At 42.2% G+C, this 11,744-nt stretch carries 12 protein-coding genes; 3 read left to right on the top strand and 9 right to left on the bottom strand.

The window, feature by feature from the left end; all coding sequences use genetic code 11:
- Nucleotides 1-24: 24 nt before the first annotated feature.
- Nucleotides 25-453, bottom strand: a complete 429-nt coding sequence (locus tag V5M37_RS11060; RefSeq protein ID WP_423801965.1) for a MarR family winged helix-turn-helix transcriptional regulator — start codon at nt 451-453, stop codon at nt 25-27.
- Nucleotides 454-635: 182 nt separating this feature from the next.
- On the opposite strand from V5M37_RS11060, the gene V5M37_RS11055 reads away from it, so the two are divergent.
- A complete protein-coding gene (locus tag V5M37_RS11055; RefSeq protein WP_423801964.1) occupies nt 636-1,877 on the top strand; it encodes an MFS transporter in 1,242 nt (413 codons plus the stop codon).
- A gap of 54 nt (nt 1,878-1,931) precedes the next feature.
- On the opposite strand, the gene V5M37_RS11050 is transcribed toward V5M37_RS11055, so the two are convergent.
- The 7 genes from V5M37_RS11050 to V5M37_RS11020 all read right to left on the bottom strand — a co-directional run bounded on the left by V5M37_RS11050 (nt 1,932) and on the right by V5M37_RS11020 (nt 7,600).
- Nucleotides 1,932-2,774: an aldo/keto reductase gene (locus tag V5M37_RS11050; RefSeq protein ID WP_423801963.1), complete on the bottom strand. Its 843-nt coding sequence runs from the start codon at nt 2,772-2,774 to the stop codon at nt 1,932-1,934.
- Nucleotides 2,775-3,025: 251 nt separating this feature from the next.
- Nucleotides 3,026-3,808 carry a sirohydrochlorin chelatase gene (locus V5M37_RS11045; RefSeq protein WP_423801962.1) on the bottom strand — a complete coding sequence of 261 codons (783 nt, stop codon included), beginning with the start codon at nt 3,806-3,808 and terminating at the stop codon, nt 3,026-3,028.
- A gap of 15 nt (nt 3,809-3,823) precedes the next feature.
- Nucleotides 3,824-4,423, bottom strand: a complete 600-nt coding sequence (gene cysC / locus V5M37_RS11040; protein WP_423801961.1) for an adenylyl-sulfate kinase — start codon at nt 4,421-4,423, stop codon at nt 3,824-3,826.
- Nucleotides 4,424-4,434: 11 nt separating this feature from the next.
- Nucleotides 4,435-5,583, bottom strand: a complete 1,149-nt coding sequence (gene sat / locus V5M37_RS11035) for a sulfate adenylyltransferase (protein ID WP_423801960.1) — start codon at nt 5,581-5,583, stop codon at nt 4,435-4,437.
- A 27-nt stretch (nt 5,584-5,610) separates the two neighbouring features.
- Nucleotides 5,611-6,660 (bottom strand): anion permease, encoded by a 1,050-nt coding sequence (locus V5M37_RS11030; RefSeq protein WP_423802603.1) that lies wholly within the window; start codon nt 6,658-6,660, stop codon nt 5,611-5,613.
- Between the two features lie 34 nt (nt 6,661-6,694).
- Nucleotides 6,695-7,414, bottom strand: a complete 720-nt coding sequence (locus V5M37_RS11025; RefSeq protein ID WP_423801959.1) for a phosphoadenylyl-sulfate reductase — start codon at nt 7,412-7,414, stop codon at nt 6,695-6,697.
- A 75-nt stretch (nt 7,415-7,489) separates the two neighbouring features.
- Nucleotides 7,490-7,600 (bottom strand): YezD family protein, encoded by a 111-nt coding sequence (locus V5M37_RS11020; protein WP_378581377.1) that lies wholly within the window; start codon nt 7,598-7,600, stop codon nt 7,490-7,492.
- 378 nt (nt 7,601-7,978) lie between these two features.
- Between V5M37_RS11020 and V5M37_RS11015 the strand changes: the two genes are divergently transcribed.
- Both V5M37_RS11015 and V5M37_RS11010 read left to right on the top strand, forming a co-directional pair.
- Nucleotides 7,979-8,848, top strand: coding sequence for a cation diffusion facilitator family transporter (locus V5M37_RS11015; RefSeq protein WP_423801958.1), 870 nt, complete (start codon nt 7,979-7,981; stop codon nt 8,846-8,848).
- Nucleotides 8,849-8,922: 74 nt separating this feature from the next.
- Nucleotides 8,923-9,780, top strand: coding sequence for an MBL fold metallo-hydrolase (locus V5M37_RS11010; protein WP_423801957.1), 858 nt, complete (start codon nt 8,923-8,925; stop codon nt 9,778-9,780).
- A gap of 44 nt (nt 9,781-9,824) precedes the next feature.
- On the opposite strand, the gene htpG is transcribed toward V5M37_RS11010, so the two are convergent.
- Nucleotides 9,825-11,705 carry a molecular chaperone HtpG gene (gene htpG / locus V5M37_RS11005; RefSeq protein ID WP_423801956.1) on the bottom strand — a complete coding sequence of 627 codons (1,881 nt, stop codon included), beginning with the start codon at nt 11,703-11,705 and terminating at the stop codon, nt 9,825-9,827.
- Nucleotides 11,706-11,744 lie beyond the last annotated feature (39 nt).

The following is an 11,744-nucleotide window of genomic DNA, read 5'->3' as shown; positions in this document are numbered from 1 at the left end:
CCTGGTTTTGGTCTATCCTCCTTTTTATTCTTGAATGGCTGCAATATTAAATCTTGTTAAAAGTTTGCCAAATGTGGCCCGTTCTTCGTCGGACCAGTCCTTTGTCACTTCTCCTACCCTTATCTTCCTCGCTTGTCTCTCTTCCCTTAATTTCCTTAAACCCAATTCAGTAACATCTAAGAAATATGCCCTTCCATCTGTTGGATCAGGAATTCGATATAGGCAGCCTTTTTGTTCTAACGCGGATGCCTGCCTGCTTATTGTGGAAATATCCAGTTGGGATTGTCCTGCTAATGTTTTTACTCCTGCTGGACCATTTGTTGCAATTTGATGTAAGAGAAGATACGCGGAACGATCAAGATTGCCAATTCTTTTATGGGAAGAATAGGATGTGATACGGCGAATCATAATCGCCAGTTCAAGTTCAATCGTTTCAAGGGATTCTTCAGACATAATTATCACCTCACAAGGTGTCGTTTCTTGTTCTATGATATCATACGAGCGCCCAAAATTATAACTTATAGGCGAATTCACTATTGACGTAGTGAAAAATGGTTGTATAATACAAATATATAGTTTCATTATACAACTATTTTTAATACTTACAAAGAAAAGATAAAACAAGGGGGATTCAGATGTCATCAACATCACAAACTGTTGTACCAAGAACTACTAGCATGACTTCTATAGAAGAATCAAATCTTCTTCAGCAGCCAAAGGCCGTTTGGGCTGTCTTCTTTGCCTGCATTATTGCCTTCATGGGTCTGGGACTTGTCGACCCGATTTTACCTGCAATCGCTAACCAATTACACGCTTCCCACAGTGAGGTTACACTTCTTTTTACAAGCTACAATGCTGTAATGGCCGTTGCCATGTTAATCACCGGCACGATTTCATCAAGACTAGGCATTAAATGGACACTAATTGCCGGAATTATCATAATTGCTGTCTTTTCAGCGCTTGGCGGCTATTCAAATGGAATCTGGACACTTGTTGGCCTACGCGGCGGATGGGGCCTTGGTAACGCACTGTTTGTCGCAACTGCCTTGGCGGCGATTGTGTCTCTTTCTAACAGCGGGACCGCAAAAGCCATCATCCTTTACGAAGCTGCTATTGGTTTAGGGATTTCTGTAGGTCCTTTACTTGGTGGCTGGCTTGGGGCCATTTCCTGGAGAGGTCCATTTCTCGGTGTTGCCACACTTATGATTGTAGCCTTCGTTGGGCTTTTGATATTAATGCCGCGAACACATCAGCAGCAGAACACACAACAAAAGAAAACTTCCTTGCTTGATCCATTCCGCGCCTTAAAATATCGTTCATTATTGGTATTTGGTATTGCTGCGGCACTTTATAACTTTGGTTTCTTCACCCTCCTTGCCTACGCTCCATTTGTAATGGGTCTTGACGAACATGGCTTGGGGTATGTGTTTCTGGGATGGGGTATTTTGCTTGCCATTACATCAGTTGTGACTGCTCCAAAGCTTCAGCAAAGGTTTGGCACGATCAATTCAATGAGCGCAATGTTAACAATATTTGCGTTAGTCCTATTGGCAATGGGTATTTGGACTTCAACCCAGTGGGTTATTATAGCTGCTGTTATTTTTGCAGGGGCTTTACTTGGGAATAATAATACTCTTATTACAACGGCAGTTATGAACTCGGCACCGGTCGAACGAGCGACTGCATCCGCTGCATATAGCTTCCTGCGCTTTATTGGCGGGGCCATTGCACCATATACGGCCGGTAAGCTTGCAGAAATTTATTCACCGTCAACACCATTTATTGTAGGTGCAGGATTTGTCCTTGTATCGGTAGTATTTATCTTAATGAATCGCCGCCATGTCAAGCACGTCGACGATGTGGAGTTAGGGCATTAATTTAATCGTAAAAAAGCGAACAGTTTTGCGGCTGTTCGCTTTTTTTGTGCGCCCTTATTCGGTAAATCCGTTCGTAAAATCATCCGGATCTGGACCGACCCGCTCATCTTTGTTCAAGCTATCGATTCTTTCCATATCCTCTGTTGATAGTTCAAAATCGAAAATATCGGCATTTTCTATGATACGCTGCTCTTTGATGGACTTCGGAATAGTAACTACTTTTGATTGCAAATCCCAGCGTAAAATCACTTGGGCGGTGGATTTTCCATATTTCTCAGCAATCTCGCTTAATGTAGGGTCGTTTAATAACTGACCTTGCTTAAGAGGAGACCATGCTTCTAGTTGAATCCCTTCTTTTTGGCAAAAAGCAAGTAAATCCTTTTGAGTTAAATGTGGATGATATTCCACTTGATTCACCATCGGTTTAATCTCGGCATCCTTTAATAGTTCCTCTAAGTGATGGACCTTAAAGTTGCTGACACCGATGGCACGAACGCGGCCATCCTTATATAATTTTTCAAGGGCTTTCCACGTTTCTTTGAATTTGTTTTTGCCTGGCCAGTGAATGAGGTATAAGTCAAGGTAATCTAGTCCCAGCTTATTTAAACTAGTTTCATATGCTTGAAGTGCCGACTCGTAACCTTGATCAGAGTTCCATACCTTTGAAGTGATGAATAACTCCTCACGAGAAACACCGGACTCTCTGATGGCCTGACCGACACCTTCTTCATTTTGATAAACCGCTGCAGTATCAATACTGCGGTAGCCATTTTTGATGGCTGCCTTTACAGAGTCAATTACCTCTGACCCTTCCTTCACTTTAAAAACACCAAGGCCAAACCAAGGCATTTCAACACCATTATGTAATGTAGTCGTATCTTTTAAGCTTTCAAGCATTGCTTTCACCTTTTTCATGGATTTTTAGGCATATACCAACCTATTATGGCACTTATACCCAATGAAAATTCTATCTCAACAAGAAAAATCAATCCAATAAAAAGCTTATTTGGGAAGCATTTTCGTATATCTGCGAATTATGTGACGATATCAGCGAATATTTCATTTTATCTGCGAATTTCTGAATATATCTGCGGATTTTTCATTTTATCTGCGAATTTCTGAATATATCTGCGAATCCCAGAAAAAACTTATTCATCTTCAATTGCCCGCTTAATAATGACATCTTCAATCACATGGTGCCTGCTCAATTGACCTGTATGTATAATCGAGTACCCTTCTTTTTCTTTTTTCCGCACCTTTTGGGCCACTTCCGTTAATAGAAGTCCTGAAAACAGCAAGTAAGGAACGACAATAACCCGGCCCGCAGCATCGTTGCAGACAGTTTCCAATCCCTCATCGAACCTGGGTTCAGCGGCAGCTAAATAGCAAACAGAAACACGATTAATTCCTAGACGATTTCGGATTCCATCAACAATGTTTGCAAAATCCGCTAGTATATCCGGGTCGCTGCTCCCCCTGCCGACAAGTAAAATGCTGTCTTTAGCTGTCAGCGTCCCTGCTTCTTCATTCACAAGTTCCGCTAACCCATCAAGAATGTTCCCCTGCACCCCAAAAGGGTCCTTCACTTTTACCTTAACATAAGGATATTTCTCACGAAGCCTTGCCAATTCATTTGGAATATCCTCTTTAATATGCCCGGCGGCAAGCAGAAAAAGAGGAACAACCGTTATTTCGGCGGCACCCCTTTCTACACAATGCCTGAAACCATCTTCAATCAGCGGCTCAGCCAGTTCCAGAAAACTCATTTCCTGAATCGGCACATCGATTCTGGCTATGATCCGCTGGATAAACGCCCTTGCCTCATCTGCCCCTTTCCTTGAGCGAGTACCGTGTCCAATGTAGAGAATTGCTTTCATGCCGGCTGCTCCTTTCACCTTTTTTCCATTCAAACGGGTACTATGTAATTTCATAGTACCCGCTTCTTGTTAAATAATATTCTTGTTTCGTAAATATCCTAACACTTGTTCCACTGCTTCTTCAACTGTCACCAAATCAGAGCGGATGATGATTTCCGGATTTTCCGGTGACTCGTATGGAGAATCAATCCCCGTAAAATCCTTAATTTCACCTTTACGCGCCTTCACATAAAGCTGCTTGGGATCACGGCGTTCGCATTCATCAAGAGGGCAATCAATGAAAACTTCGATAAATTCCCCTTCTTGAAATAACGCACGAACATTGTCACGGTCGGAACGGAATGGTGAAATAAACGCAGTAGTGACAATCTGGCCGCTGTCAACAAACAGCTTTGCCACTTCCCCGATGCGGCGGATATTTTCTGTTCTATCTTCTTCAGAAAAACCAAGATCCTTATTTAAGCCGTGACGGATATTGTCGCCATCAAGAACGTATTCGTTAATTCCCTGCCGAAACAATTCGTTTGAAACTGCATTCGCAATTGTTGATTTCCCGGAACCAGACAGCCCTGTAAACCATAGTGTGCAGCTTCCATGACCGTTTTGCGCACGTCTGTCTTCTTTTGTAATGGTAGCGTTATGCCATGTAATATTCGTTGATTTGCTCATTTTCCTACTCCTTATACTGTCGCTTTTTCTCTCATTCCTTCAATCAGGACCTCGACCACTTCTTTACGGCTGAAGGTTGCTGGCGGAAGAACTCCTGAGCGGAGCATCTCTCTAACTTTAGTTCCCGACAGGATTACACGATCCTCCTTGCCATGCGGGCAGGTCTTGTCAGATGCCATACCATCGCATTTAGTGCAAAAGAAGCTGTGCTCAAAGAATAATGGTTTAATCCCAAGTTCCTCTTCAGTGAAATTGCTGAAAATATATTGCGCATCATAGGTACCGTAATAGTTCCCTACCCCAGCATGGTCACGGCCGACAATAAAGTGTGTGCAGCCGTAATTTTTGCGGGCAAGCGCGTGGAAAATAGCTTCTCTTGGACCTGCATAGCGCATTGCAGCTGGGTGGACACCAAGCTGGACCCGTTCTTTTGGATAATAGTTTTCCAATAAAACACGATAGCTTTTCAGACGTACATCAGCTGGAACGTCATCAGATTTTGTTTCACCTACAAGCGGGTTTACGAACAAGCCATCAACGGTTTCAAGGGCAGCCTTTTGAATGTACTCATGCGCACGATGAATCGGATTTCTTGTTTGGAAACCAACAACTGTTTTCCAGCCTTTCTCTTCAAAAAAGGCGCGAGTCTGCTTTGGTTCGAACCAGACATCACCGAACACACCTTTTTCAGGTTTCTTAACAAGCACAACTTCCCCTGCCACATAGACAGGTCCTCTTTCAAATAGCCGCTTAACGCCTGGATGAGCAAGCTCTTCCGTTTTATAAACTTCTCTTGCTTCTTTGTTTAAATCCGGCTCATACCATTCGGAAACCTTAATCACACCGTAAACTTCATCGTTATGTTTTAATTTAATTTCTTCGCCGACAACTAAGGATTCCGCAACTTCAAAAGATACAGGAAGAGTTACTGGAATGGACCAGATCGTATTGTCGGCTAAACGCATATTGCTGACAACAGATTCATAATCCTCTTTACCAAGAAAACCTGTTAACGGGCTGAAAACCCCCACTCCAATAAGTTCAAGATCGCTTAAAGCAATCGCATCAATTTCTAATTCTTTTGCTGCATTGGATAAATCATAGTTTGGATCAAAAGCTTGAATAAGTTTGCCTCCGTGAGGTTTTGGTAAAAATGACATGTTTGATATCAACCCTTCTATTTGTTTTTATTTATTTGCAATATCGGTAGGCGCACCAATCGATGCGGATGTAGTGCGTTTCATTAAGAACAGCACTCCCAAAACAGAGATCAGGACGCCTGCCATGACAATAATCGGATAAAAATTCCGAACTATCACTAATTGAATAATGGTGTATGAGAGCACCATTGAAATAACCGGTGAAACAATCCAGACCGTCAGAAGCTGTACGACAATTCCCTTTTTCAAGACTGATTTGCCGTATTTAGCAAAACCAATCCCAATAATGGAGGAAGTCGTGATTTGCGTGAGCGGAACAGGAATTCCAAACAACGATGCAACTGTTACGATGCTGGCACCAGTACCGGATATGATACATCCCTCTTCCAAGCGAAGCTTTGTTATTTTCTTCCCATTGGTTTCAATTACTCGGTGACCGAGCAGGAATGCACCAAGCGATACAGCCAAACCTCCCCAAAGGACGGCTGTCTCTTTAGACATTAATGATGCGGCAACAAGGGGGCCAACGGCATTGGCCACATTGTTCATCCCTGCCGAAAAGGCTTCGAACAATCCCATAAAGACGACAAGTACCGCAACAAGAGGTCCTGCTTTTGGTTTCTCGACAAATTTTTTAATAGGTTTGATTTTTAAAAGATTAGCAGCAAGGATCGCCAGCACGAAAGCTGCAACTGGAGTTAACAGCCAAAACACCATAATCCATAGGAGCTTGCCGACGAAAACGGATTGATAGACAATCCCCGCCCCTACCACGGCGCCCACTGCTACTTCACTTGTCGAAAGCGGTATTCCAAAAATATTCGCTAAAAACAGCGACATAGCTGCTGAAGCTAACACGATTAAGGCAATAGCATTTGTAAAGGTACTGCTTGGAACGATACCGCCGCCAATCGTCTTTACGACCTCGCCGCCGCCAAGCCATGCACCAAGGAACACCGCTATTCCACAAAGGAATAAAGCCAGTTGTTTTTTGACAACGCCGGCACCATAGGAAATTCCCATTGAAGCAGCTGCCCCGCTAGCCCCGATATTGACTGCAAAAAACAAACCTATCATTATAGCAATGATTGTGATCGTTTTGACCGCCCCCTTACGATGAGTGTAATCCACACTCGGTTTTACTGCTGCCGGACCAGCGTCCGGCTCGGGAATCACCATCACTGGCAACTGCTTGCGTACAAGGGAAGCAGCCGATGCTTGGGTAGTTGTGGTCATGCAACTCGTTATATGGAAGGTCTTTTTCCCGAATATAGGACCATACCTCATCCCATGTCCAATGAATCAGCGGGCATATTTTAATATTTTTAAATTTTTCATCTTTGTTAACAAACTCAGTATCTTTCCTTGTCGGCGACTGTTCTCTGCGAAGACCTGAAATCCAAGCATCTCTTGCTGTAAGAGTTTCCCTAAGAGGAATGACTTTTCGGATTTGGCAGCATTGGTTAGGGTCGCGTTTCCATAATGCTGTCCCATATTGCGCAGCCTGTTCATCAAGAGATAATGCAGGTTTCTTCTTCTCGATTTTCAATGATGGAAAACGTTCTTCGATCCTTTTGATAACATCGTAGGTTTCTAGAAAGTGAAGATCTGTATCCAAGAAAACGATGTGCGCATCAGGTTTTACCTGAGCAATCAAGTCAATCAACACAATCGCTTCCGCCCCAAAGCTCGAAGCATAAACAATTTTATTGTCAGAATAATTTTGATAAGCCCATTCCAATACTGCTTTAGCACCTTTCGTTTCATCTTGAATCGAAAAAGAATCAGAAATGGAATTCCAATTTTCATATGTCACTGCGTTTGTCATCATGCAAGCCTCCTTATTCCTTTAAAAAAAAGGCAGCCTTCAACCATTAATGGTGAAGACCGCCTCTAGTTTGTCTAGTCAGCGTGTTTTATTCGATTGAAGACGAACCTTTTCGTTTTTCTCAATTTGCACAACCTTACCGTCCTGGACAACAAGTGTAATCGATCCGAATTTGATTGATTCGAGCATCGGCCTAAGGTGTGCCGCAATTTCTTGCCATTCATCTGGTGTTTTCAGCCGATTCGCCCCCTTTTCCTAAAAAATTCATCCTATTCCAGGAAAGGCATTTTACTGTTTCAATTCCTTAGCATTAATCCCACTAGACCAATAGGAATTTATATATATAGTTGATGAAATTAATCCTACTAGACACATAGGGATTTGTCAATATAAATGGTGAAAATATTTTAACTATTTTTTCATCAAAGCAGATATCTGTTTTGCCCATACTAAACTTTTTTTCCTAGTATAAGAATTTTAAGTCAGGACTAAAAAGGTTTCTCTAGACCCACATAATAATAGATTGCTAAGATAATGAAGGGAATGAAAAGCTAAGGGGCAATACATATGGAAAATGAAAAGTATTTAGCATTAAAAAAAGGAGAACAAGCCGCATATATCAGTATTTTGGCATACATTTTTCTATCCATTTTAAAACTGGCAGTTGGCTATGCATCCGACTCGGAGGCACTAAAAGCCGATGGGCTAAACAACAGTACGGATGTCATCGCATCTATTGTTGTATTAATCGGGCTAAAACTTTCACAAAAGCCTGCAGATAAAGACCATCCATATGGTCATTGGAAAGCGGAAACTGTTGCCTCCATGGTTTCTTCTTTTATCATGATGGCCGTGGGTATTGAGGTGCTATATGATGCGGTTACCACCATCATCAACGGAAAGAGCGAGTCGCCAGACCCCCTTTCTGCCGTGACCGGAATTTTTTGTGGCGCAGTCATGTATGCTGTCTATCATCATAACCATAAGCTTGCTGCAAAAATTAACAGCCAGGCGGTAATGGCTGCCGCGAAAGACAATCTCTCTGATGCTTGGGTGAGCCTCGGAACTGCTGCAGGGATTATTGGCGCTCAATTCAATCTGCCATGGCTAGATCCAATTACAGCAGTAATCGTAGGACTTCTTATCTGTAATACAGCATGGGATATTTTTCGAAATGCCTCCCACAGCTTAACCGATGGTTTTGATGTGAAGGAAATGTATTCTTTTAAAAATACAATTGAAGGGATTACTGGGGTTAAAGGAATAAAGGACATCAAAGCACGGAATTATGGCAACAGTGCTGTTGTTGATGTGGTAATCCTCGTCAATTCCAATCTAAATATTCGGGAGGCACATGATGTTGCCACAAAGGTGGAAAATGCCCTAATCAAGGAACACGATGTGTTTGATGTTAATGTCCATGTGGAGCCTAACTAAGCTGTTTTTGAATAATCGTTTTAAACTGCGGAAAACTATCCCTAAAATTAGGAAATTGATAAGGGGATCGTTTAATGGATAAAGAAATGTCATATGGTAGTGATTATAAATTTATTCCGGCCACTTCTATTGGCAGCGGGGTCGGGATTCAGGTTTTGCCGGATTTATTTTCTTATACCATCCAAATCGTCAATATTTGTTTTGTCGGTAACCCTGATAACGGCGAGTTTGTTTTAGTAGATGCCGGCATGACGGGGTCTGCAGACGAAATTATCGAAGCAGCAGAAGAACGGTTTGGCGAGGGGTGCCGCCCGAAAGCGATTATTTTAACGCACGGTCATTTTGACCATGTTGGAGCAATAATCGAACTGGTGGATCATTGGCAAGTACCCGTATATGCTCATGAAATTGAATTGCCTTATTTGGTCGGGCAAAAGAGCTACCCTGATCCAGACCCCAGTGTGGAAGGCGGGATGGTGGCAAAGATGTCACCTCTGTTTCCGAATGAGCCGATTAACCTCGGTAACCATGTAGAAAAACTTCCTCCTGATGGGAGCGTTCCAGATATGCCTGGTTTTCGCTGGATCCACACCCCAGGCCACACACCTGGACATGTTTCCTTTTTTAGAGATGAAGACCGTGCGTTGATTGCAGGAGATGCATTCATCAATGTGAAACAGGATTCTTTATATAAGGTCATGACCCAGGAGGAGGAAGTAAATGGTCCTCCTAGATACTTCACAACGGATTGGAGGGCCGCTTGGGACTCGGTTAAAAAGCTGGCTGAACTAAATCCTTCGACAGCGATAACAGGGCATGGTGCTCCGCTGTCAGGCGAGGCATTAACCAGCGGACTTGAGCGGCTGGTAAATAATTTTGATAGCTTAGCGATTCCGGATTACGGTAAATATGTGGATGGAAATATTCATTAAAATGAAAAAGGATTGCCGTATCACGGCAATCCTTTCATCAATCATTACACCATAATTTTGCAAATGTTATTCGTAAATTCAACCGGATCCTCAATTGGCAGGCCTTCAATTAGCAGTGCCTGATTATACAATAGGTGGGTATACAATGTCAGCTTATCTTTGTCTCCGGCAAATGATTCTTTTAAGGATGCAAACACTTCGTGATTTGCATTGATTTCTAGTACCTTCTCAGCTTTAATTCCCTGGCTGTTCGGCATGGCGTTTAGGATTTTTTCCATCTCGATCGAAACTTCCCCATCTGTTGATAAGCAAACCGGGTGCGACTTCAGGCGTTTGGAAACACGGACATCCTTCACTTTGCCCGCCAAAGTCTCCTTCATATAATCAAACAGTTCTTTGTTATCCTGCTCTTCTGCTTCCGAATCCTGAGACTTTTCATCTGCCTCAAAGCCTAAATCACCACTAGAAACGGACTTAAACTCTTTATCTTTGTAGCTCATCAGCATTCTAATCGCGAATTCGTCAATTTCATCTGTAAAATAAAGAATTTCATAGCCTTTGTCTGCAACCAACTCCGTTTGCGGAAGCTTTTCGATCCGCTCATTGGAACCGCCAGTGGCGTAGAAAATATATTTTTGGTCCTCCGGCATTCTAGAAACATATTCATCTAACGTTACGAGCTTTTTCTCTTTTGAGGAATGGAACATCAATAAATCCTGCAATTCTTCCTTATGAGCGCCAAATTCGCTATAGACGCCATACTTTAACTGGCGGCCAAATGCTTGATAAAACTGCTCATATTTATCCCGTTCATTTTTCAATAAGCTTACCAGCTCACTCTTAATCTTCTTATTAATATTTTTCGCGATTAGCTTTAATTGACGGTCGTGCTGGAGCAGTTCACGTGAAATATTCAAAGATAAATCTTCTGAGTCGACCATTCCCTTAACGAAGCTGAAATAGTCAGGCAGGAGGTCGGCGCACTTGTTCATAATTAAAACACCGCTCGAATAAAGCTCTAGACCCTTTTCATATTCTGCAGAATAATAGTCAAACGGCATGCTTTCTGGAATATAAAGAATCGCGTTATAACGGACCGCTCCATCCACACTGATATGAATATGCTTCAGCGGTTTGTCAAAGCCGTACCGCTTTTCCGCATAAAAATTATCATAATCCTCGGCTGTCAGTTCGTTTTTATTTTTCCGCCAAATCGGCACCATGCTGTTGATGGTTTCTTCGACTTGATAATCTTCATACTCCGTTTCGCTGCCCTCTTGAAGACGGCTTTTCGACACATCCATTTTAATAGGGTAGCGGATAAAGTCAGAGTATTTCTTAATAATCGCTTTTAAACGATATTCCTCTAAATACTCATCATAATTTTCTTCTTCGGTATTATCTTTGATCTTTAAAATAATCTCAGTACCGACCGTATCTTTCTCGCAAGGGACAATCGTGTAGCCCTCGGCACCCTGTGACTCCCATTTATAGGCCTCGTCGCTTCCTAATGCCTTGCTAATGACAGTTACTACGTCCGCAACCATAAATGCTGAATAAAAGCCAACACCAAATTGGCCGATGATATCATAGCCATCCTTCAATTCATTCTCGCTTTTGAACGCTAAAGATCCGCTCTTGGCAATCGTACCAAGGTTATTTTCTAATTCTTCCTTGGTCATCCCAATCCCAGTATCAATTAATCGTAAAGTTCTATTTTCCTTGTCAGCGATTACCTTTATGTAGTAATTGTCTTTATCGAATGCCAAGGAATCATCTGTTAATGCTTTGTAATAGATTTTATCGATCGCATCACTGGCATTGGAGATTAACTCACGCAGAAAAATTTCGCGATGCGTATAAATCGAATTAATCATCATGTCTAATAAACGTTTCGATTCCGCTTTAAATTGTTTTGTTTCCATACCCAATTCTCCTTCCATTTTTACCCTTTCCATCATAAT

Origin of the sequence: Neobacillus sp. SAB-20_R2A, from assembly GCF_049568635.1 — a bacterium.
GTDB lineage: Bacteria > Bacillota > Bacilli > Bacillales > Cytobacillaceae > Neobacillus > Neobacillus citreus.
The sequence above is the reverse complement of the archived record's forward strand: the minus strand, read 5'-3'. Positions and strand labels throughout refer to the sequence as shown.